The organism is Bradyrhizobium sp. USDA 4454, assembly GCF_054822705.1.
The window spans coordinates 6,615,761-6,635,914 of the sequence record NZ_JBTRCN010000001.1 but is presented as its reverse complement, the minus strand read 5'-3'; the positions used below and the strand labels follow the sequence as shown (position 1 = coordinate 6,635,914).

Genomic DNA, 20,154 nt, shown 5'->3' with positions numbered 1-20,154 from the left:
CCGGTCGGTGGCTATCAATGGTCGCGCCGCAGGGACAGCGCATCAGCGACGATGACTGTTGAGAGGGCAGCTTTTCGCCACGCTCCCACATCGCCTGCTTGCGCGCGGTCCAATCCCGGTGATCGCGCCAGGCCTGGAAGTCGTCCTCGGTCAGGGTCGGCCGCAATTCGGCCCATGCTTGTTCGAACCCGGCGCGCGCTTCATCGAAGGTGCCGGCCTGGCCGCCGGTCGCCCGACCGCAGCCGGGGTGGAAGCCGCATTTCCACTCCCACTGATCGACGTGGTTCGGTGCGCCGGCGCGCAGGCCGATCGATCCAACACGGACGTCGCCATAGAAATATTCCATCTTTCCCGGGCCGCCTCCTGATCGCGGCGGCGCGTCAGCTCTGCCATACTTCATCTCCGACCGGAGATCGGTGCCAGAGTTGCAGCAGCTCGGCTGATGGTCGCTTGCTGATCCTGGCGCACTTTTGGCAGCGGAGGCGTAGCCAGGTCGTGCACGCACGTCGTCGGCACACGGGGTAGCACAGCGAGATCGACCGCCCGGGGCATCTTACAGCGCGAGCAGCGGATCTCCAGCCACGGGTAGCCGGCGTTAATGGCCTGGTCGATCGACGGCGAGGGATCGACCGGACCCCCATCGGCCCACATGCGCTCGTTCCAGCTCTGGCAGAGCAGGTCGTCAGCCTCGCGGATCAGGGCTTCGCCGGCAGCGCGCTTCTCGGCCGATCGGGTGGCGAGGATCGTGGTGACCGCCCGGGCGCGCGCCACCTCTTTGGTCAGCGCCTTACGATCGTCGCCGGATAGCGGGGTGGGGTGGTGCTTGGGTGCCATGGATGGGCCTACTAAAGCCCAGAACGGGTGAAGAACAAATTCCCCGGGTTTTCCCCGGGCCTTGCCGCCATGTTCTGCCGTTTGGCGCCGCCCGACGCCGGTTCGACCTGGTTCGTAAAATGCAAAAAGCCCCGATTTGCGGGCTTTTGATGGTGGACGCACAAGGGATCGAACCTTGGACCTCTCCCGTGTGAACCACAATCCGTAGATCCAGGTTGACCCTGCGCGGCCATAGTATCGTCGAAATAATGCATTCTATTACATCGGCTTATAGTTGTTTTAGCCTCAAGGGGCCATAAGCGGCCATACCGCATTTTGTGTGCCCCGGTTGTGCCCGCCGCAGATTTTCCCTTGGGGCACACAAATCGGGGAGGGATCTGTGCGCCTCTATTCTTCAAGGCGCCGTCCTTCCATGACGGTGTGCCCCGGGGCGGAAAAGCGAAGGAAAGTCAATGCTAGTTTCCCGTCGCTTGGACGATCCGGGCGTCTACGGGGCACATCTCGATAAGGAGCGCAGAGACCATGCCGGAGCCGATCAATCAGCTAACACTCACCGACGCCGTGATCCGCAACGCTACGCTCCCGTCGGGCAAGGCACAGCATTATCTCCACGACGACAAGTTGCCCGGCCTCGCCCTGCGCATGCGCGTCACCGGCGGCCGGACCTGGGTCTACCTCTTCACCAAGCCGGGGGTGAGGGGAACCCAGCGTAAGACCCTCGGCCCCTGGCCCAAGTACAATGAGAAAGCCGCGCGCAAGGCCGCCACCATTGCCGCAGGCGAGGTGTTCAAGGGCATGGATCCTAACGACGCGAAACGCGAGGCGAGGCGACAACAGGCGGTTGAAAAGCAGCGCACCGTACTGGCTGACCTCATCGTTGAAGATGGTCCCTACCAGATGTCATTGACGGGACGGCAGGTCGTCAACTGGAAGCCGGCAATGTCGGCGCTGCGGCGCGGGCTCAAGGAGCACGCCGATAGTGGCGTCGGAGACCTGACGCGACGGCAAATCATGGCAGCGGTCGACAAGGTTACCAAGACCGGTAAGCGTGGCGCGGCAAAGGACCTGCGCAAACACACCCACACGTTCCTCGAATGGTGCGTCGGCGAGGGCTATGTCGACCACAATGTGCTTGCCGGTTATCGCGAGCCTAAGGAAACCCGTGCGCAAAGGGTCGGACGCCGAACGAAGGGCCGTGCCCTGACCGACGAAGAAATAATCAAATTCTGGCACGCATCCGGCAAGCTCGGGACCTTCGGGCTTCTGGCAAGGACGTGCCTGCTTGGTGGTCCGCGCCGGAGCGAGCCAACCATGATCGAGTGGTCGAAGCACGTCATGGAGGACCGCATTACCTTCGATGCGGCATGGACCAAGATGGGCCTACACCACGATGTACCGCGTACTCACCTCGTTGATGAGGTGCTCGCGGCCGCGAAACATTTCCAGCGGGCAACCTCAGACTATGTCTTCCCGTCATCGAAGACAGGCGGCCAGATGTCGGGCTTCACCAAGATGGTCAATCGTTTGGTTAAGGAAGCGGGGGTTGACAAGTTCACCATGCATGACCTGAGACGGAGTTTGCGCACCATCATGTCACGCTGCGGATACGACAACGAGATCCAGCGATTATGTGTCGGACAGAAGCCCGGCGGTATCGATCAGGTCTACAACCACGACGAACAGTGGATCATTCGCAAGATGGCGTTCGAAGCGGCGCATGACTACATCGCGGAACTGATCGGCGCGGCACGGGTCGGCAAGGTCGTGCGCTTACAGCGGACGAACCCCCTCGACCCCATCAAGGCTGAGCTGCTCGGTCGTCTTCGCGAGCACTATGCGGCTGGATCGGTTTAGAGATTTTATCGGAGCCGGCCAGATAATCCCGCACCGCATCCACGCGGTAAAGCGGGCGGCCGTCGACGTAGCGCCATTTCAGCGCGTGGTTCGGATCGCGCCGCCATTGCTCCAGAGCCCCGGGCGTGCGCCGGATAACCGCGGCCGCTTCCAGTGCCGTCAAATTTGAGCTGCCCGGCAGCGTATCGATATCGAACGTCGCGGGCGGTGGCATTCCACGGGTCTTGCGAGGGCGCTTCTTGCGACCGGGCCACTCGTTGCAAACTGTCTCATCATTGTGGCGCATGTTCCATCCCGCACCGTGACCGGTTTGAGCATTGAAATCGCGGGGCGATTCAAATTCAAGCGCATGGGATAGCGGTTGGGCGGCCGTGGCGTATAAATCGGACGAACTGCTTTGATAGGGCCGAGGAAGCACCCAGGACGGCCTATTTGCTTTCATCGGACCTTCGGCCTCATAACCTGAAGGTCGTAGGTTCAAATCCTATCCCCGCAACCAAACTTTTGATAAATCAATGAATTAGCCGCCTTCGGCGGGCTTTTTCATGTGGTACAAGCGATTTCCACGCCTTACGGCGAATTCCCTCATTTTACTAAGTAATATCAATATGTTGCGAGACGGCATTCCGATCGATTGCCGATCGTTACAATTTCCCACATGGCACATGTTTGGCACATGACGAGCAGTGGCACCGCGTCCGCCGTCGCCCCTTATCCCGGTGGATGTTCGGAGTAGACGCACTTTTGCGCCTTGTATTTTTCTAAAGACTCGGTCACGGTGTTCGCTAGTCAGAACTTTTTGTGACTCTTTAGAGGAGCCTCCCCTTGCCCCTGAACAACACAGAACTTCAGTATTACGATTCTAACGTGCTGCGCCTACCGGCCGACAAGCGAAAGGAATATCACGAGCAGGTTGACCGCCTGATCACCGAACTCAGCCGCACGGTACGCGAGAAGACCACGATCAAGATCACGAAGGTCGTAAAGGCGGGCTCCTTCGCAAAATTCACGATCCTGCGGAAGACCTCGACCGATCCGGTCGACGTCGATGTAGTCTTCTACATCTCGGGCCGCAGCATCGACCATGAGACGCTCCAGGGCCTGAACGACACCATCTACAAGCTGCTGATCGAGATCTATCCCAACAAGGATGTCGAGGACTTCGAGATTCAGCGCAAGGCCGCAACAGTCTCGTTCGTCGGCACGGGCCTGAGCGTGGACATCGTCCCCGTCATTGAAGACCCGCAGCGCGCCGGCTACGGCTGGCAGTTCGATTTGCAGGACGGCTCGAAGCTCCAGACCTGCGCGCCCTGCCAGATCAAGTTCGTGCGCGACCGGAAGAACAAGGACAAGGACTTCCGCACGCTGGTCCGCTTGATGAAGAAGTGGCGCAATCACGCCGAGCTGAAACCGCTCAAATCGTTCATCATCGAGCTGCTCGTCGCGCACGTGCTCGACACGGAGGGCAACACCGGGTCGATCGAGCAGCGGTTCCGGCGCATCCTTCTCTACATCGCGCAATCCGGTCTGAAGGAGCACATCCAGTTCGCCGAGAACACGCCGCCGTTCGGCACGTTCAACGACCCTGTCGTGATTATCGATCCGGTCTACAGCCTGAACAACGTCGCCAGCCGCATCACCGAGGCCGAGCGGCAGATGATCGTGGCAGCCGCGCAGAACGCCTGGGAAGCCGCGCACTTTGCTTCGGCAGAGGATGACACCGAGGTGTGGAAGGAAATCTTTGGACCCCGCTTCAAGATCGAGGAACCTGCATGACCCACTCTGCAACTGCCAGTCAGACCTATTCTTACACCAACGTCGACGTCGAGGCGGTGGCGCGGAGGTTTACGGCCGATCTCGTCATGATCGCCCAGAGCTCCGGCGCCATCACCGAAGCGAAGGCGCGGGAATATGCCCACGATGTCGAAGCCCTCGCCAAAAAGGGATTTCTTGAAAAGGTTGACGTCACCTTGCTCCGCGACTTCACGGTGGAAGTCTGTGCGGTGCAATACACCGTCAACACTGCCTCGGGCGATCTCACCATGAGCCGCCCTGGCGGAGTGATGTGGCCCAAGGTTGCCAACCCGTACTTGCGCATCATCCTCTATTACACCGACGACTACACCTCCGCCTGGAAGGTGGCGATGGGCCCCAAGCTGAAGATCAATTGGGGCCCTACAAGCGACGACACCAGTCACGCGACGCTGAAGTCGGCGGGCAACCGCGATTATGCCAGCAATGCATTCGGTATGCAGCGAAAGGACTTTGCCTCATGAACCAGCCTGCTCCCAAAGTTTTCGACAGCGAAACTCCGCTTCCGGACCCCGCACTAACCTCTAAAGCGAAGACGCTGCTCGGATTTGAGGAGCGATACAAGCGCGTTCACAACCAGCTTCGCCTCCTTTTGAGCCTCGATGAAATCGGCGCCTGGAACAAGAAGCATCATGGCGGCAAATTGCTGCTGTCCGAACTCGTCGCCGAACAGTATCCCCTCGCCATCTTTCACGGTGACGTGGGTACGGGAAAAACGGCAAACGCCGAATGCCTCGCCAACCGCATTGTTGCAGACGCGCGCGCAGAAGATTCGATCTTGTTTAAGCTCAGCAACCGCGTTCGCGGTACCGGCAAGGTCGGAGAGATGGGGACGCATCTCTCGGAAGCGTTTCACCGCGTGACACAGTCTGCGGGCCGCGGGCGGCGCGCGATCCTCATTATCGACGAGGGCGACTCGTTGGCCGCCTCACGATCTCAAGACCATAGCCACCACGAAGATAAAGTTGCCGTCAACACACTCATACAGGGGATCGACCATTTGCGCAGGTTCGGTGGCCGCGTCGTCACCTTCCTTTGCACAAACAGGCTTTCGATCCTTGATCCCGCCTTGCAAAGACGCGCGGCCATCGTCGAGGAATTCAAGAGGCCGACGGCCGACGAGCGCCGACAACTATTCAAGTTCGATCTGGCGGCCCTCGGTTTGCCGGACAGTCAAGTCGCGCAACTGGTAGCCGCGACCGAAGCAAAGAATGGGCAGCCGTCCTGGACGTACTCAGATATTCGCACGCGCCTTTATCCGAGTGCGCTGGCGCTGGCCTTTCCAGACCGCCCGCTCTCCTTCGACCATCTTAAGTCGGTCGTATTGGCCATGAAGCCATCGCCAACTCTGGAGGACCGCTGATGGTTAAATCGCCTCTGTTTGGACGTCGTATCCACATCGCGGGCAGCGTATCACTGGAGTTGGCCCATGCTTCGACGGCTGACGTGGCTCAGGCCCGCGAATTGCTGCAAGGTGTTGTGCGCGAGCTTGTCGCGCGGGGCGTAACCTTCGTGCTGCCGGTTGATGGCGATAAGCTTCGGCCAGTCGACAGCAAGCCGATCTGCTTCGATTGGTTGATCTTGGAGACAATACACAAGAATCTCGCCCGTCGCCCAACCGGCGCCCCAAATCCCCTCGTCGTTGCCGTGCAACACCACAAGACGGAAGAGCAAATCCCGGCAGAATTTCAGAGCCTTTGGGATGAATTGCGTTCTTCAGATCTCATCCAGATCGAGAACGTGTCCCACTGGAATATGAACAGTAAGCGGATGGAAGCGCAGGCCCGCTGGGGTGACATCCTCCTTACCGTTGGTGGTTCTGAGGGCGTGTTGTTCCTGGCTAACTTGTATCACGATGCGGGTAAACCGGTTGTACCCCTCGGCAACAAGATCACCCCGGCGGATCAAGGCTCGCGCCGGCTTTTTACCTTGGGTTTGTCAAGCAGCCAGGCTCCGCGCCTCTTTCGAACTGTGGCTCAAACCGCTCACACCTGGATGAATCGTATCAATTTCACGGCGCGTACCGATACGGCCGATCAGGTTAAGGGCATCATAGACCTTCTGGAAAATCTGGAACCGCCGCCCGCGTTCGTTGTTCGGCTTTTAAATCCAGGCCATGAGGACTTCGCCGATGTAGAGGCGTTTTTCCAGGTGGTGGTGCAGCCGGTAATTGAAGGAGAACTGGGTTACCGTATGGTTGTCGTGGACGGTCAGCAAAAATACGAGCACGCGCGCATCGATCAGGAAATCTTTGCTAAGCTGCACAGGAGCCGGATCGTCCTAGCCGACATTACGGGAATGCGACCCAATTGCTTTTTGGAGCTTGGCTATGCCTTTGGTCGGAGCCTTCCGACAATGCTGACCGTCAAGGAAGGGAGTGCTCATCCGTTCGACATCCACACCTTTGCGGGCCTGCATTGGAAAACGACAGGAACGATCGAAGAACGACGGCGAGCGTTTCGAGAGCATTGGGCTGCGATCCAAAGCCGACCACCCCTTGTCGCTACAGAGCCCCTAATCTCATGAACTCCAAACGCGAAATCTTCATTTCGATTGACGTAGAGGCGGCGGGTCCAATACCGGGAGAATACAGCCTTCTGTCAATCGGTGCCTGCGACGTGGACGAGCCGACGCGTGTATTTTCCTGTGAGCTACAACCGATCAACAGAAATGCCGACCCCAAGGCTTTGGAAGTCGGCGGTTTCTCGCTGGAGAAATTAGCTAAGACAGGTGTTCCTCCAAGGGAAGCGATGGCAAAGTTTGCGTCGTGGATTGAAAGCTTTGTGCACGAGGGGGATACGGCGGTGTTCGTAGGCTTTAATGCGCCGTTCGATTGGTCCTTCGTAAACTACTATTTTCACAAATTTCTTGGGAGGAATCCTTTCGGATTTACCGCGCTCGACATCAAAGCCTATTATATGGGCGCCACCGGATGTACATGGCGAGATACGCGCTCTAGCGCAATTGATAAGAAGCTAAGTCCCAAGTCAAAATCGGATCACAACGCCTTGCACGATGCTCAGTATCAAGCTGAACTGTTTCGTCTCATTCGTAAAAAGTTGGTATCTCGGTAGGCAGATAATGCCTGACAGTCACTCCAATTGTTACTCATAAAAGGAGAGACACAGATGTCCACAGCGCTCGGAGACAAGATCCGCCGCCTTCGAAAAGAGAAAGGCTTCAGCCTCGACAAGCTCGCCGAGCTTTCAGAGTCGAGTAAGAGCTACATATGGGAGCTAGAAAATAAGAATCCGCCTCGTCCATCGGCGGACAAGCTTGCGAAAATAGCGCATCAGCTTGATACGACGATAGAGTATCTTCTGGATGAAGGCGAGGCCCTCTCTACCGAAGATGCCGCGGACGCAAAATTCTATCGCCAGTACCGGCAGATGGATGACGTGACTAAGGCAAAGATACGGAAGATGGTGAAGCTCTGGGGTGATGACTCATGACCTCGCCGTTCTCTCCCGAGCGTTGGGCCTTTGAGATCACCCACGTTTTGAACGCGGTCTTGGGAGCAGAACACTTTCCAATTAACGTAACCGCGGTCGCCCAAGAATATAGTGCTCAGAAATTCCCGCGTGATCCGGTTTCACGGGTAGTCGGGGACAGTCTGCCCGGCTTCGATGGCGCTTTGTACAAAGCACCAGCAGGCAAGAAAGGTTGGGGTATCTTCTACAACAACCAAATCCGATCTGCAGGCCGGATAAATTTCACGCTCGCGCACGAATTCGGTCACTACCTTCTACATCGCCTTGCTTACCCCGACGGTATCCGATGTGGCGAGCAGGATTTCGTTCAATGGGATTCTGAGCACGGTCAGGTTGAGCACCAAGCCAACGTCTTCGCGGCCAATCTGCTTATGCCACTCGACGATTTTCGCCGCCTCGTTCCAACCAATGCCGCCATAGACCTAGATGTCATCTCAGACTGTGCTGAGCGTTACAGAGTCTCGCTGATTGCGGCCGCGCTTCGCTGGCTTTCCTACACGGAAAAGCGTGCCGTGCTCGTTGTCTCAAGAGACGGTTTTATTCTATGGGCTCGCTCAAGTGCAAAGGCACTCAGAACGGGAGCTTTTTTCCGTACCTCCCTTGGCCCAATCGCCATTCCGGTTGCTTCCTTGGCCGCACAGGGATTCACGGCAGAGCGCCAAACGACGCAGCAGCACGACGGCGGCATTTGGTTTTCAGAGCCTGTGCTCGAAATGACGGTGCTCTCGGAGCAATATGATTTTGCAATTTCGCTTCTTTTGCTCCCCAACGATCCTCCGCCCTTCGAGGATCGTTTCGGCAAATAGTTCTCTGGATTCGTGAATAGGCGACCAGACAACGGTCAATCACCGCGTATCGAGGGTAAAGTCATGCGTTGCATTTTTTGCCTGGAAGAGCGTCCGCCGAGTCAAGAACATGTCTTTCCTCGAGCGATTGGTGGATCCCTTACGATTCACCGGGTGTGTGATCAGTGCAATTCCGAACTTGGGACGCGCGTTGATGCTGCGCTGGGCGATTTTCTACCCGTTCGTGCTCGGCGAGCGAAACTCGGGTTGGCCGGCAATTCAGGGGTCGTGCCCAAGTGGTACGAGATATTTCTCGGCGATGCTACGCTCGTCGGAGAGGCGGCAGGGCGCATTCAGACAACATTCGACGAGGCTACGGGAAAACTCACTCACAGACAGCTTCACCGTGCAGAAAATGTCGAGCGGCCGGACGGCCAAAAGGTCCGTCAGATAACGTTGCACCCACGCGATAAAGACCAGATTCCCGAAGTCATCCGCCGCGAGCGGCTGCGCCACAAGTTGCGGCCGCTGTCCGATGAAGAACTTGAAGCGGAATCCAAGAATTTCACCGAGCGGACCGTTCAAACGCCAATCATCAAGAAAGATCCAGGTCAGCTTTGCCTACGTTCAACATGCGCTGCTTAAGATCATCTACGAGTTGGCGTTTCTCTGGCTGGGCGATGCCTATCTAGATGATCCTTGGGGCTCAAACTGCGGAATGCCGGAGCGTTGATCTCGACTCCACCAAGCCATGCGCGGGAAACGTTTTTGAAGCCAATAATTGCGCGATCTTTTCGAATTATTGGACGCCTCATGAGGCGCATCACATTGCATATAGTTCGGTCCTACCGGGCCAAATTGTCGTCGCCGTCCGACTGTTTGATCTTTACGCTGCCGCCGTCGTGGTAAGTGAAGAGACTGGCCGTTACTTCCGGTCGCAAGCCGATATGGCCAAACTCAAATTTCTGGCAATCGACTCCGTTTCCAAGAAGATGGTCCACACGGAGTTTGCAGAGGAGCGCCATCGTCTGGCGATGATGATGACAGCGGAGCGCCGCAGGCCGCCGTTTACAGATCCACTGTAGTCCTAGTCCCAGACCTTGGCTCCGCAACTGAATCGAAGATATTGCAAAATCGCCGCGCAAATGTCCGTATGGGAGCATTCTGATCGGGCTCCTCATCCCTTAGCCTATCCTTGGACGCTGCCCCATGCTCAGCACCGATGAACTTCTCAGTGGCCTGCCGGCCGACGAAACCTTGCGGCTCTTTGCGACGTTTGCCCGCTTTGAGTTCGCCATGAAGCAATGCGGCTACCCTCAAAGGACTGAGCAAGGAACGGTCGCGCTCGCATCTCGCGAGCGGTTGGCAGCGGACTTGCCCGCCGCCTTTTTCGTAACCATCCGGGATGCCGCCATCGCGCCGGTGCTCGTGGCGCGTCCGCCCAAGGATCTCTACGTGCAGGATGACGCGCAGCCGCAATTCGGCAATCAAGATCCTGCGCCCACGACGACGAGGAAATTGCTGAACGCCGTCTGGCGGGTTCGCAACAACCTATTTCACGGCAACAAGATGTATCCTTTCGACCGGGTCCGTGATGCAAACCTCATGCGCGATGCCCTCGCGGTCATCGACGCGATCATGCAACAGAGGGACGACTTGTCATCCGCCTTCCATGATCCACAGCAATTCTTTTGAGATGAGCGGTGTCGACTGACGGTGACTCTCACCGTACCGATGACACGGAAAATCCATTAGAGGCGATTTTCCGTTCGATGCGGATCAAGCGCGAGGAATACGAGAAGGAGACGCTGAATAACCGGCCGTTCCAGGATGGGTTGCGTTACCTTGAGGGTATCACGGCGGATTTACTGACGGCCCAGTCCTACATCCGCTTACAGGGCACGCGTTATGGCGCCGCCGAGGATTACCTCATGTTCCGCTTCGTCCCGCACCTTAGCGAGTCGGTCTTGGCGGTGACGATGAGCGCCAAGGAAGGCCTGCAGAACGCCGCGCGGCGGGAGTTGCGGTTCCTGCTGGAAGCCGCGGTCAAACTCTCTTCCCGCGATTTTCATACCGATGCAAAGACATTCGAGGCGCGGCTCGCCGGCCTTGCCGATCGGGGCAAGCGCTTCGAAGACTATGTCGGCGAATTGCGCTATTTCGACGAGTTCGAGAAGCCGCAGGAAGCCAACGGAGCCATCCTGTCGCTCTATGGCGATCTCTCGCTCTATGTGCATGCCGCTGTTCCGCAGTTCCAGCATGCGATGATCCGCACGGACAAGGGTGAAGATCCTGGCATGGAAAGTGTCGCCACGCTAAATCGCTTCAATAGCCTTGCTTTCCAGGTTTACGATCTCGTGCTGGTGCGGATGTTCTATGGCCTTGGCGTCAGCATGGCCGGCGACATCTTCACGACTGTGCTGGACGACGAGCCGAAGTGGCGTTTCCACAAAGGAAAGTTCGTGAGCCGCATGTCCCGCTGTTTCGACTACAAGCACGAGCGCCGGGTCCGGCGTGGTGAAATCTAGCGGATACGTTCTATGGCACTGCCTTGGCTAAATGATCAACTGGCGGCGTTTAAGCCGAAAGCACTCGATGATTTCTCGCGAACCACGATCACCGGTGCGCAGCACGCGCTTGGCGACTTCGACAATCCGCTGCGTCTCAATTTCTTCAGCACGGCCATGCGCATCCTGTTCGAGCACATGTTGGGAACGCTTGCGCCGGTCGAAGAAGTCGTTCAATCACAATGGTTCGTGTCCGAGCGTGAAGGAAATGTGCCGACCCGGGGCCAACGGATCGTGTTTGCGATTCAAGGCGGCTTGAGCGACGCCTTCGTTAGGGATACGCTTCAAATCGATATCGCGGCGATCCGGAAAAAGCTCATCAAGGCCGTCGATAATCTGAGCAAGCACGTTCACGGCCGCGAAGACACGATCATCGAGGGGCGCGACGAGCAGGACGCCGCAGCCTCAGGCGCGATCGAGGCGCTGGGAAACTTCCTCGATACCTATCACGAATGTCGAAAGACGCTTCTGGATGCCATCCAAGACGAATTAGACGATACGACCGTGAATGCGCTGATGACCGACACGATCCTGGAAGTAGATGAGCTGGCGACCCATCACTCCGTCGAAGAAGTCTATGTGGGGCGCGACATCGGTACGTTCGATCGGCGCGCACTTCATTACGTACCGCGCGACGGGGACGATCGCGGTGGGTCTGCAATGGGGATCGAATTCGGACATGAGGCGGGGCGACGGAGCCGAAGCCGATTTATCCTTTCCTTTCCATTGCGATATCCAAGTGTCGCTAGACGATCCGCTCAACATGGCCTTCAGCGAGACCGAGTACGCGGTCGATGTGAGTTCGTGGCGAGACGGCATGGCGCCGGACGACGACGATTTCGATGATTAGCTCGCCGCCCGCGTTCCCTCGTGCCTCGCAAAACGATCCATTCAAGCCTTCGGGGCAGCCGGAAAGGCTCGGTTCAATGCCTCGGTGAGCGCGCTAAGTCGCCTCTCGAAGTAAGCTAGGGATCGCCGTGTATGTCTCTCCCACTCGTCCCAGGCCATCGAATGGCCTGGCGGTCGCTCGGGATCATTTAGGATGGACGCGCGCGAGATGATCTGGGACCGCGTCGCGCGGATCATCTTAACCGTATCATCTAAGTTGATGTCGGGATCGGGTTTGAACGATTCGCTCAAAGTGTACTGGATGCTTTCCTCGTCCCGTGCTTCGGCCGCGTCCTCCATCGCCTGGAGCTTGCCTTCGGAAAGCAGCTCGAACGCCAGCGCATCAATGGCGCTAGCTTTCCGTCTCACTTCCCTTTCTTCCTCTCCATCTGGCAGCCAGCTTGCGGCCCTGCAAAGCGCACTGATGAACTGCAAACATTCGAAGAAGTTGGTTGGCTTATGTTCGGTCAAGGTCGGATGCGCGGCCATGAGTTCATTGATCGGCTCGCATAACCTGCCGAAATAAGACCGAAACAGCGCCGATTGGCCCGCCATGGGGGAGGGCATCCGGGCACCATCGAGCGCATTCATTTCCTCGATGTTGCTGGGGGACAGGATGCGTTGGCAGAGATCGTCGGTGACGTCATGGAAATGCGGGGATTTTTGCAGCCACGCGGGTGTCACCCTCATGGGGTTGACCGCCGGCGCGCCCGCGGTGCGAAAGGCGGCAGCGACAAGCGCCGAACAGAAGATACCGTCGTCCTTTGGCCGGAACCGCGGCGCATCCGGCAAGACAGATGCAATGGCGCGGGGCACCGAATAGCCCTTTGAAAAAAAATAGAAGCGCAGCGCTTGCGGCCGCCGCGCGATGGCGGGGTCAGAATACCGAAGGACGCGGATGTGCTTGAGGTCGTGAATGAAGCAGTTCTGCGCGTTCAAGTTCGTGACCCCGTCGCCGATCGCCTCGATGAGCGTCGGCGGCACCGTACACATCAACGCGTGGCTGTAGTTCCCGCGCGAGACGAACGCGATCAGGTCTGACGTGATTTTTCCTTTGCCGTCGCTGCCTCTGCGTTGCGGGTCAGGATGACGTCGCAAGGCTGCATCGCGCTCAAATCAAGTTTGAACACATGGAGCCCGTCATTTCGCGGATTCCTTTCAGTCATGCCCAACCTCCCGTATGGGGATGCCTCTCGTATGTCATCTCACTTATAGTATGTCGGAATACGTAACGGTCTTACAAGCGCTTGAGAGTTTCCTATAACCGGGACCCACGATCCGCGAACGAGCCTCAGTTGCTTGGTCGGCATGGTCTGTCTCAGAGGGTCGCTCGCCGGAGGCACCCGCGCAACGGGCTCGCCTTCATTTCATTCCGGCGCCGCTATCGCTGCCCGTTGCCCGGGTGCCTTCTTAACCGGTCTTCTCTAACCGGGGTCGGAACGTCAAGTAGCAAATCTGGTCTGATTACCCCATCGTCACTTGCCTTCCGAACCTCGCGTGGCGTCAAGCTATCCGGCGATCGCGCTTCTCTTCGAGGTCGGGATCCCCGCCTCATGATGATGTTCGTGAAGAAGTGGCGGGACCATCTCGGGAGCGCAGTCATGGAGCGATCGGCTCGCGCTGCAGACCGGTTAGGTTTGCGAGCTCATTAAGGCTGATGGGGCTCATGATGATAGCAACCTACCTCTAAGAGAGCGTAGCTGGTAGATGCTTAGCTCTCGGTGCCAAAGCGAAAGCCGCCTGACCTCAAGAGAAGGGCCACCTTCTCTTCAGCGATGCTGAGGATGCTCTTCCGCTCTACGCTTAACCGGACTGGAATCAGAAGCTTTGCCGGGCTTGTTAGGTTCTCGGCTTGGATCTCACACTCGAGCGCGCCTGAGACCATGTCCTGGTCAGGATTGAACCAAATATATCCCCAGAAACATTCAGGCGCACCCCCGTGCCGCCATTGCGCGCATTCGAAGATGAACTGAGGAACAGGAATTCCATTGTCCGGCCGCGGCTTCCAAAAGAACTTGTTTGGATCTCGTTTGTGATCTCGAAAATTGTGCAAGCTGTGTAAGCCTAATAGATCGAGCGGCCGTTGAGAAACCTCTGCCATTGCGGCAGCCCGTGTGAGAGCGGACAATGCGAAGCTGCCTTGAGGAATCCAGGTACCGACGGGCGCCGTGGGTGGTGGCTGGAACTCCGAGACTACTAGCGGTTCGTCATCATCCTTTTCGCGAGTGACGATTTCAAAGTTTCCCTTCGCTTTGACGGTCACGAGCACATCCTTAGCTGGTCGACTCCCGGTGTTGGATGCATAGAACGCAAACCTGTTGTCATTCAATTCAGCTTGCATGATGTGGTGCAGGCTTTTGAGAATGGATTCGCATTGTGAGATCCACGCCGGGTAGAGCTTATCTCTGTATCGCGCAACCGACGGCTTGCTCGGAGGTTCATATTGATACACCGAGTTGGAGAACGAGTGTCGCCCGACTTGCGGAAAGTTTGGCGTGGGCGTTGATGGTGTTGTAAAATCAGTGACCATAGGGAATTGCCGGCTAATTTTCCCCATCAATTCCGAAACTTCCGATGATGTGAGCGGCTGATAGACGATCACTTCGCCTTCAAGCCGCTTTAATTGCTGCTGATCGACATCAGCGCACGCGATTTTTATCTCCGGTTCTGATCGTTCGAGTTGCTTGATCTTGGTTTCCAGGGCCTTGATTATCTTGTCCTTCTCGGTCGACTCAGGTTCGAGCAGCCACTCGTCCGGAATAGGAGCGATCGTAACCCCTACCATTTTTGCGGATGCCATCGGGCCGGTATCGTGGGTGAGAACACGAACGTCCTCACCAGGATGTTCGTTGGCGAAGGCGTGAGCAATTCCGACGAGGACGTCGTCGTTATGCTCGTAGTCGAGCTGGTCCTTGAGAGTGGGATCCGGCTTTAGACTGTTGAGGATGAACAGCTTCACCGTAGGGGAGGGGCTGCCGACAACCTTATGATCTAACGGACTAAGAATAATCTCGCGGAACACGCTGGAGGTTGTTTTAGCGCGCCGCGCCAGGCGATCGCTGCCCTTGTTTTTTTGACGATCAATCTCAGCCTGAACCGGTCGGGAGACGATAAGACGAACTTCGTCGAAGTCTCCCCAGCGATTCCAATCTAGCTCTTCGAGTGCGCGGCATTGGGCAAAGAGATTGGTGTCCGGAAATAAATGTAGAGTCTTCGAAGTCATTTGAGTGTCCAGGCTCGGCGGGTGTCTCGCGATGAGCTACCGTTCGGTGCTACTTGGCGTTCGTGGGGCCCGTGTAGAGCCGCGGAAACCATCGATCCACAACGGCGAGCGGGAAGCCCAGTCTCACGGGTGCTCGTGAAGTCGGCGAGACAAGGAAGCCTTTTTCGATGAGCGTGTTAAGTACTGTCCTGGCTTGCCGTTCCTGATAGCCGGTGAGCTCGGAAGCCTTGCCACGGGCAAACTCGCCCGCAAGCAGGGCTTCGCGGAGGAGAGCCCAACTCTCTTTCGGGAGGCGGTCAGCCCGTGTCTCTTCCTCACACCAGATTTCCATGCGTCGCTGAAGCTCAGTGGGCTCAAACAGCGATTCCATGAACACGATCTGGTCGACGCAGCTCGACAGAAAGAACGTACAGAAATCCACCAGGCCAGCTTGAGTCAGGTTGCCTCGACCATCGAGATCGCCACGACGTGGCTCGTCGGCGGCTTGCAGGCCCGCCTTGTACTTGTCGACAGCCCGAGCAAGGCCGCGTGAAATTGACCAGAGGCTTGAACCGATGCCTAGCTCCCTAAGAAAGGCGTGTGAGAAGAGGCGCGTAACACGGCCGTTGCCGTCAGCGAACGGGTGAATCCACAACAGACGATGATGTGAGGCCGCTACACCGATGATGCGCTGGATTTTAGGAAGCTTGGTGTTTCCGTAGGCCTCCGCAAAGCGCGCCAGGAAGGGGGCCAAGTCTTCCGGTGCAGGTGGAATATGGCGCCCGACTTTTACGTGGACCTGCCGCAGTTCGCCCGGAATGACCTTCACTTCCTTGCCGGACTGGGGGTCTGACACGACAAGCAGGTTTTCCGGCAGTTGTTGGCAGAACTCCTTGTGCACCCAGCGGATGAACTCGGCGGAGGTGGAAGGCTGCGGCGCCAAGCCGAGGTCGATCTTTCGCTGCACGTCGATGTGCGCCCGGGCTTCAAGTTGCAGGTCGCGCTTTTCGGGCTCCGCGCTATAGTCGCCGGCCAGGGCCTTATCAATGTCGACTGGATGGGTGTGGTGACCCTCGATGAGATTGCTGTAGTAACAGTTCATTGAGCGGACCAGGTCGCCTATGCCCTCCTGAATGAGGGGATGGAGGCGTCCCGCCAGGGCATTGCTCTTTGCGACGAGATCTGTTGCAAGATCTGACAGCGCCTTGTTTTCCTCCGGAAAGAGAGGTTCCATCGCTGTAGGGGAAGTCATTTTTTTTGCCGCTTTCATTGCCGGTTATAATGTATACAAATCAATAGCTTATATAAAAATAAACTCTTGAAATTGCCGGTTATTTTGCCGGTTTCTTCGCCGGTTGGCAACGGGGATCGAACTGGCAGAGGGAGGAGGGCGCAAGCCCCGGCGGATGAGCTCGGTAGCGAGGCGATAGCAGACCATCCGTCCCGGCTAGGGACCTCGTCAAGATCGGTGCTTAAAAGTGTGACATATATCACACTCGGGTCGTCTAACTCGCTGATTTAGCACAAATGCTAGCACAAAAATAATTTCGGGCAGATTTAGTGAAGTATTATCAAACCATTGGTTCACTACCATCCGTCTCATAACCTGAACATCCTATCCTCCATTTGAACCTACGAGTTTGAGAGCCGGCTAGATGGAAACCCGGCGCTTCCAGGTCGAAACCGTCGAAACCGTACAGGCTGCGAAAGCAATCTGATTGCGGCCTGCTGTGCGATGGCGGCACCGAACATGCGCGGCTTTTCGAGTTTCCGCGAATTCAGCGGCTGCCGCCCCGATACTAAGATTCGTGGACTTTCAACGCACATCTCTAACAGCGAGCGTAAGAGCTGAGCCCGCTGCGACGCTCGTGAAATGCCTTATGCGAAGGATTGGATGAGATATCGCAGGTTTGGTTGGTGTGGGAAAAGGCGGTAGCGCTCCCCCGCTACCAATCCTGCGATTTTGTCGGCCAAGCTGCGATTTTCTGCGATTGTTCACTCCCGACGGCAGCGGACGGGTCCGGTGCAGGTAGTCCGGCCACGGACATACATCCCATGCGGGAGAAGGGAGACAGAAGCCGGCTGATCATTCGGAGCCTCAAGCCTTCCGTCGTCCTTCCGCATCAAAGCGGTGCTCGCGTCCAGCGTGCGGTGTTAGACGGACGCGGCTGCCGGCGGGGACCTCGGTATCGCCGTCGGCGCGCACGATCATCCGACCGACTTCCTCAACGCCCACACGTAGGAATGTGTCGTTACCGAGCCGCCCGGCGAAACACACGTCACTCATCCAGGCGCCGCCGGCGCCGACTTCGATGTGCTCCGGCCGGATGCCGTAGGTCACCGCGTCCTCGGATTCCGACACAGGCCTGGAGGTTCATCTTTTGGCGATCCGATGAAGCCGGCGACGAGCAGGGTCGCCGGATGATTGTGGAACTCGATCGGCGCGCTCTTGTTCAGCATGACGATCCGGTCGGTGAGCGTCATGGCCTCGACCTGGTCGTGCGTCACGTAGATCACGGTTGCGCCGAGGCGCTGGTGCATTTGAGCGAAGGCAATCCCGCCGTGTTGCTACTCGTTTGCCGGCGGCGCTGCTATGGCGGCTTCCCCCGGGCTTTGTTTGCCGCGGACCATCGCCTCTCGATTTCTTTGACTGCGACCTTCATGCTGGTCAGGTATTTCTTCGCGGCGGCTTCGGGCGTCATCGACGACGAGAAGAAGATCAGATTGATGCTGCCGAGCACGGGGCCACCGCCATGGATGGCGAGCGCGATGGCGCTGATGCCGGCCTCCGATCCACCGACCGACGAGGCGTATCCGTCCTCCTTCGTCTGCAATAGGATTTCATTGATGAAGCGACGGTCTTTCGCCAGGCCTGCGTCTTCCTCGACAAGTGAGGCCGTCAGCTCGAGCATCTCGCGACGCAGCGCAGGCGTCGAGGCGGCCAGGATGGCCTTGCCCAGGGCGCTCCGGATCAAGGATCTTCTGCGGCCCACCATCGAGCGGTGAACCGAGAAGGGGCTGAAGGGATGCGTGCTCTCCCGGATGAGGACCGAGCCGAGTTCGAAGACCCCGAAGTCGCTGGGCCACGAAACCTCGTCGAGCAGGCCGAACATCGCCGGCAGCGCAGCCTGGCTTGATAGGTCGCGTGAAGAAACGCCTTCGCTGAGGGTGCGCACTTGGGGCGTCAAACCGAACAAAGCGTTCGTTTCGTCGAACGTTACGTAGCCGTCTTCGCGCAGCGTATCGAGCAAGCGGTAGCAGGTCGTCCTGTTGAGGCCGGTCCTCTTCGCGAGCTGCACGACGTTCGATGGCCCGCTCGCATTGAGCTCATTGATCAGCGCCAACCCTCGGGAAAGGGCCCTGACGCTGCGGTGCATGATCGCCTCCGGACGTGTTCGCCTTGCGAACATTTCACAGACTCAGATGGAATCATAGTTCAATCGGCGGCAATCCATCGTCCGCACGCCCAAACAGGCGGCGAGGGGAGGAAACGATGGTTCATTCACGCTTTTATGTGTCCGCGGCCGTATGTCTTACCTTGGCTGCACCGGCGGCAGCGCAGAGTACCGGCGGCGCCCCGAACCTCAGCGATGGCAAGGTCAAGATCGGCGTTCTCACCGACATCGCCGGTCCGACATCCATGGCGAACGGGAAAGGCTCGGTCGTCGCCGCCCAGATGGCCGCCGAAGACTTCGGCGCCGGCCTGAACGTCGAAGTGATCTCGGCCGACCATTCCGGCAAGCCCGACATCGGATCCCAGATCGCTGGGCGCTGGTTCGACGTGGAAGGCGTCGATGCCGTTGCGGACATGCAGGGCTCGCCGATCGGCTTCGCCGTGCAGAACGTGGCCGCGCAGAAGAGCAAGATCATGCTGCTCTCGGGATCGACCTCGTCGGACTTCAGCGGCAAGGCCTGTTCACCGCTCACGGTCCAGTGGACGGTCGATACCTACAATCTGGCAAAGGGCGCTGCCAAGTCCGTGATCGAGGCAGGTGGAACCAAGTGGTACTTCCTGACTGTCGATCAGGCGTACGGCAATGCCCTCACGCGCGATACCTCGGAGCAAGTCAAGCTCAACGGCGGCCAGGTGGTGGGCAACTCCGTGTTTCCACCCAACACGTCCGACTTCGCATCCTTTCTGCTGACCGCCTCCAGCGCAGGCGCCAACGTCATCGGGATCGCGGCTTCCAGCGGGGATACCGTGACGGCGCTGAAGCAGGCCGATGAATTTGGGCTGAGCGCGAAAGCGAAGATCGTGCCGCTGCAATCGGTGCTCACGGACGTGCACGCGGTGGGCCTGAAGATCGCACACGATGCCTACGAAGTGTCCCCGTTTTACTGGGACCGGACGCCCGAAACGCGCGCCTGGGCCGAGAAATTCTTCGCGAAGGCGAAGCAAATGCCGACCAGCTTTCACGCCGGCGTCTACTCCTCGGTCGCGCACTACCTGAAGGCGGTCAAAGCGACGGGCACTGACGACGCACCGACGGTGATGAAGCAAATGGAAAAAGAGCGGGTGCACGACGTCTTCGCGGCCGATGGCTATATCCGCGAAGATCGCAAGATGATCCACGACATGTACCTGCTCCAGGTGAAGAAGCCCGGAGAGAACAAGGGCGCTTGGGATCTCTACAACGTCGTGCAGACGCTGCCAGGTGAATTCCTCAACCGCCCGCTTTCTGAAAGTCCATGCCCGCTGGTGAAGAAGTAGCCTGCCGCAG

21 protein-coding genes and 2 pseudogenes are annotated in these 20,154 nt (G+C 57.9%); 15 read left to right on the top strand and 8 right to left on the bottom strand.

The genetic code is table 11. The annotated features are described in order from the left end of the window. Window positions 1-380: 380 nt before the first annotated feature. A pseudogene (locus ACVIW0_RS30855) lies at window positions 381-834 on the bottom strand (hypothetical protein). Window positions 835-1,356: 522 nt separating this feature from the next. Between ACVIW0_RS30855 and ACVIW0_RS30850 the strand changes: the two are divergent. Then, the gene (locus ACVIW0_RS30850; protein ID WP_461355781.1) at window positions 1,357-2,688 is read left to right on the top strand and encodes a tyrosine-type recombinase/integrase; all 1,332 of its coding nucleotides are present in this window, start codon (window positions 1,357-1,359) and stop codon (window positions 2,686-2,688) included. Here the strand turns inward: ACVIW0_RS30850 and ACVIW0_RS30845 are convergent. Then, window positions 2,633-2,974 (bottom strand): hypothetical protein, encoded by a 342-nt coding sequence (locus ACVIW0_RS30845; protein WP_461355780.1) that lies wholly within the window; start codon window positions 2,972-2,974, stop codon window positions 2,633-2,635. The genes ACVIW0_RS30850 and ACVIW0_RS30845 overlap by 56 nt on opposite strands. A 539-nt stretch (window positions 2,975-3,513) precedes the next feature. Between ACVIW0_RS30845 and ACVIW0_RS30840 the strand changes: the two genes are divergently transcribed. The 13 genes and pseudogenes from ACVIW0_RS30840 (at window position 3,514) to ACVIW0_RS30780 (ending at window position 12,193) form a co-directional block, all read left to right on the top strand. After that, window positions 3,514-4,464: a CBASS oligonucleotide cyclase gene (locus tag ACVIW0_RS30840; RefSeq protein ID WP_461355779.1), complete on the top strand. Its 951-nt coding sequence runs from the start codon at window positions 3,514-3,516 to the stop codon at window positions 4,462-4,464. Further along, entirely contained in the window at window positions 4,461-4,964 is a 504-nt protein-coding gene (locus ACVIW0_RS30835) for an HORMA-1 domain-containing protein (RefSeq protein WP_461355778.1), read from the top strand. Before ACVIW0_RS30840 ends, ACVIW0_RS30835 begins: the two co-directional genes overlap by 4 nt. Then, entirely contained in the window at window positions 4,961-5,863 is a 903-nt protein-coding gene (locus ACVIW0_RS30830) for an AAA family ATPase (RefSeq protein ID WP_461355777.1), read from the top strand. The genes ACVIW0_RS30835 and ACVIW0_RS30830 overlap by 4 nt, the downstream gene beginning before the upstream one ends. Beyond that, window positions 5,863-7,026, top strand: coding sequence for a hypothetical protein (locus tag ACVIW0_RS30825; protein WP_461355776.1), 1,164 nt, complete (start codon window positions 5,863-5,865; stop codon window positions 7,024-7,026). Before ACVIW0_RS30830 ends, ACVIW0_RS30825 begins: the two co-directional genes overlap by 1 nt. Then, window positions 7,023-7,574, top strand: coding sequence for a 3'-5' exonuclease (locus ACVIW0_RS30820; protein ID WP_461355775.1), 552 nt, complete (start codon window positions 7,023-7,025; stop codon window positions 7,572-7,574). The genes ACVIW0_RS30825 and ACVIW0_RS30820 overlap by 4 nt, the downstream gene beginning before the upstream one ends. Window positions 7,575-7,628: 54 nt before the next feature. After that, window positions 7,629-7,952, top strand: a complete 324-nt coding sequence (locus tag ACVIW0_RS30815; protein WP_461355774.1) for a helix-turn-helix domain-containing protein — start codon at window positions 7,629-7,631, stop codon at window positions 7,950-7,952. Beyond that, window positions 7,949-8,797 carry an ImmA/IrrE family metallo-endopeptidase gene (locus tag ACVIW0_RS30810; RefSeq protein WP_461355773.1) on the top strand — a complete coding sequence of 283 codons (849 nt, stop codon included), beginning with the start codon at window positions 7,949-7,951 and terminating at the stop codon, window positions 8,795-8,797. Before ACVIW0_RS30815 ends, ACVIW0_RS30810 begins: the two co-directional genes overlap by 4 nt. A gap of 63 nt (window positions 8,798-8,860) precedes the next feature. Continuing rightward, window positions 8,861-9,421: an HNH endonuclease gene (locus tag ACVIW0_RS30805; protein WP_461355772.1), complete on the top strand. Its 561-nt coding sequence runs from the start codon at window positions 8,861-8,863 to the stop codon at window positions 9,419-9,421. A 47-nt stretch (window positions 9,422-9,468) separates the two neighbouring features. Continuing rightward, complete coding sequence (locus ACVIW0_RS30800; protein ID WP_461355771.1) at window positions 9,469-9,861, top strand: hypothetical protein; 393 nt, start codon at window positions 9,469-9,471, stop codon at window positions 9,859-9,861. A 124-nt stretch (window positions 9,862-9,985) separates the two neighbouring features. Further along, window positions 9,986-10,471: a hypothetical protein gene (locus tag ACVIW0_RS30795; protein WP_461355770.1), complete on the top strand. Its 486-nt coding sequence runs from the start codon at window positions 9,986-9,988 to the stop codon at window positions 10,469-10,471. Between the two features lie 8 nt (window positions 10,472-10,479). Continuing rightward, on the top strand, window positions 10,480-11,304 hold the full coding sequence (locus ACVIW0_RS30790; protein ID WP_461355769.1) for a hypothetical protein: 825 nt from the start codon (window positions 10,480-10,482) through the stop codon (window positions 11,302-11,304). 12 nt (window positions 11,305-11,316) lie between these two features. After that, window positions 11,317-11,916 (top strand): annotated as a pseudogene (locus tag ACVIW0_RS30785) (pPIWI-associating nuclease domain-containing protein); the annotation flags it as partial. Then, on the top strand, window positions 11,885-12,193 hold the full coding sequence (locus ACVIW0_RS30780; protein ID WP_461357476.1) for a pPIWI-associating nuclease domain-containing protein: 309 nt from the start codon (window positions 11,885-11,887) through the stop codon (window positions 12,191-12,193). The pseudogene ACVIW0_RS30785 and the gene ACVIW0_RS30780, both read left to right, overlap by 32 nt. 41 nt (window positions 12,194-12,234) lie before the next feature. Here the strand turns inward: ACVIW0_RS30780 and ACVIW0_RS30775 are convergent, their stop codons facing one another. From ACVIW0_RS30775 to ACVIW0_RS30750, 6 genes are all read right to left on the bottom strand, one after another. Next, window positions 12,235-13,329: a hypothetical protein gene (locus ACVIW0_RS30775; protein ID WP_461355768.1), complete on the bottom strand. Its 1,095-nt coding sequence runs from the start codon at window positions 13,327-13,329 to the stop codon at window positions 12,235-12,237. A 613-nt stretch (window positions 13,330-13,942) separates the two neighbouring features. Further along, window positions 13,943-15,454 carry a PIN domain-containing protein gene (locus tag ACVIW0_RS30770; RefSeq protein ID WP_461355767.1) on the bottom strand — a complete coding sequence of 504 codons (1,512 nt, stop codon included), beginning with the start codon at window positions 15,452-15,454 and terminating at the stop codon, window positions 13,943-13,945. 49 nt (window positions 15,455-15,503) lie between these two features. Next, window positions 15,504-16,703, bottom strand: a complete 1,200-nt coding sequence (locus ACVIW0_RS30765; RefSeq protein ID WP_461355766.1) for a Fic family protein — start codon at window positions 16,701-16,703, stop codon at window positions 15,504-15,506. Between the two features lie 828 nt (window positions 16,704-17,531). Further along, entirely contained in the window at window positions 17,532-17,774 is a 243-nt protein-coding gene (locus ACVIW0_RS30760) for a TOBE domain-containing protein (RefSeq protein ID WP_461355765.1), read from the bottom strand. Beyond that, window positions 17,771-17,974, bottom strand: coding sequence for a hypothetical protein (locus tag ACVIW0_RS30755; RefSeq protein ID WP_461355764.1), 204 nt, complete (start codon window positions 17,972-17,974; stop codon window positions 17,771-17,773). The genes ACVIW0_RS30760 and ACVIW0_RS30755 overlap by 4 nt, the downstream gene beginning before the upstream one ends. Before the next feature lie 50 nt (window positions 17,975-18,024). Further along, window positions 18,025-18,810, bottom strand: a complete 786-nt coding sequence (locus ACVIW0_RS30750; protein WP_461355763.1) for an IclR family transcriptional regulator domain-containing protein — start codon at window positions 18,808-18,810, stop codon at window positions 18,025-18,027. A 116-nt stretch (window positions 18,811-18,926) separates the two neighbouring features. Here ACVIW0_RS30750 and ACVIW0_RS30745 point away from each other — a divergent pair, with 116 nt between their 5' ends. Continuing rightward, window positions 18,927-20,144, top strand: a complete 1,218-nt coding sequence (locus tag ACVIW0_RS30745) for an ABC transporter substrate-binding protein (protein WP_461355762.1) — start codon at window positions 18,927-18,929, stop codon at window positions 20,142-20,144. The last annotated feature ends 10 nt before the right edge of the window (window positions 20,145-20,154 follow it).

Coding starts and splice junctions, on each gene's coding strand:
- ACVIW0_RS30845 (WP_461355780.1), bottom strand. CDS start 2,974: ATGCGCCACAATGATGAGACAGTTTGCAACGAGTGGCCCGGTCGCAAG.
- ACVIW0_RS30770 (WP_461355767.1), bottom strand. CDS start 15,454: ATGACTTCGAAGACTCTACATTTATTTCCGGACACCAATCTCTTTGCC.
- ACVIW0_RS30755 (WP_461355764.1), bottom strand. CDS start 17,974: ATGCACCAGCGCCTCGGCGCAACCGTGATCTACGTGACGCACGACCAG.
- ACVIW0_RS30820 (WP_461355775.1), top strand. CDS start 7,023: ATGAACTCCAAACGCGAAATCTTCATTTCGATTGACGTAGAGGCGGCG.
- ACVIW0_RS30810 (WP_461355773.1), top strand. CDS start 7,949: ATGACCTCGCCGTTCTCTCCCGAGCGTTGGGCCTTTGAGATCACCCAC.
- ACVIW0_RS30745 (WP_461355762.1), top strand. CDS start 18,927: ATGGTTCATTCACGCTTTTATGTGTCCGCGGCCGTATGTCTTACCTTG.
- ACVIW0_RS30825 (WP_461355776.1), top strand. CDS start 5,863: ATGGTTAAATCGCCTCTGTTTGGACGTCGTATCCACATCGCGGGCAGC.
- ACVIW0_RS30830 (WP_461355777.1), top strand. CDS start 4,961: ATGAACCAGCCTGCTCCCAAAGTTTTCGACAGCGAAACTCCGCTTCCG.
- ACVIW0_RS30805 (WP_461355772.1), top strand. CDS start 8,861: ATGCGTTGCATTTTTTGCCTGGAAGAGCGTCCGCCGAGTCAAGAACAT.
- ACVIW0_RS30850 (WP_461355781.1), top strand. CDS start 1,357: ATGCCGGAGCCGATCAATCAGCTAACACTCACCGACGCCGTGATCCGC.
- ACVIW0_RS30835 (WP_461355778.1), top strand. CDS start 4,461: ATGACCCACTCTGCAACTGCCAGTCAGACCTATTCTTACACCAACGTC.
- ACVIW0_RS30750 (WP_461355763.1), bottom strand. CDS start 18,810: ATGCACCGCAGCGTCAGGGCCCTTTCCCGAGGGTTGGCGCTGATCAAT.
- ACVIW0_RS30795 (WP_461355770.1), top strand. CDS start 9,986: ATGCTCAGCACCGATGAACTTCTCAGTGGCCTGCCGGCCGACGAAACC.
- ACVIW0_RS30800 (WP_461355771.1), top strand. CDS start 9,469: ATGATCCTTGGGGCTCAAACTGCGGAATGCCGGAGCGTTGATCTCGAC.
- ACVIW0_RS30815 (WP_461355774.1), top strand. CDS start 7,629: ATGTCCACAGCGCTCGGAGACAAGATCCGCCGCCTTCGAAAAGAGAAA.
- ACVIW0_RS30765 (WP_461355766.1), bottom strand. CDS start 16,703: ATGAAAGCGGCAAAAAAAATGACTTCCCCTACAGCGATGGAACCTCTC.
- ACVIW0_RS30780 (WP_461357476.1), top strand. CDS start 11,885: ATGAGCTGGCGACCCATCACTCCGTCGAAGAAGTCTATGTGGGGCGCG.